Below are 537 nucleotides of genomic sequence, written 5' to 3'. Positions count from 1 at the left end.
TTTGTGTTCTTTGCTGTCTGCTTGTCCTGACGCACCGATTCACTGCATTTTCCAGCAGAGATCACAGGCTGGGAGGATGACAGCTCGAATGTATTTCTCGTTGATTGCTGTTTTTTTCTGTCTGTTTGGATACTTCAGCATAGCTCGCGCTATTCAAAGACGAACCACAGTGGATGGTTTCTGTCCGGAGAGGCTGATGGTCGAACCATCCCATCGAGGCTGTTCCTCTGATGAAGACTGCCCTGGAGGGCACAAATGCTGTCGATTTGAATTTGGGCCTGTTTGCGTGCTGCCTGTTTTCATGAAGCCAGGTCAATGTCCCATACCGGAGATGATCCCACTCTGTGCTGATAGCTGTTTCAATGATGGCCAGTGTCCTGCCACACAGAAATGTTGCCCAACCACCGGTGGCTTTGCATGCAGTGAACCGCGTGGCCAGGGAAGAGGTCAGGCAACTTGCCATGGAAACGGTTCTGGCCAGGGAAGCGGCTATGGCCAGGGCGCGGGTCAGGGAAGCGGCTATGGCCAGGGCGCGGG

1 protein-coding gene is annotated in these 537 nt (G+C 53.8%); it reads right to left on the bottom strand.

Annotated elements, in window-relative coordinates; genetic code table 11:
* Positions 1–61: 61 nt before the first annotated feature.
* On the bottom strand, positions 62–537 hold a 476-nt coding region (locus DK871_RS28840; RefSeq protein WP_218581576.1), incomplete at its 5' end, for a hypothetical protein.

Source organism: Pseudomonas sp. L13 (assembly GCF_009935965.1).
Taxonomy (GTDB): Bacteria; Pseudomonadota; Gammaproteobacteria; order Pseudomonadales; family Pseudomonadaceae; genus Aquipseudomonas; species Aquipseudomonas lactis.
Note: the sequence above shows the minus strand (reverse complement) of the source record. Positions and strands in the feature narration are given on the sequence as shown.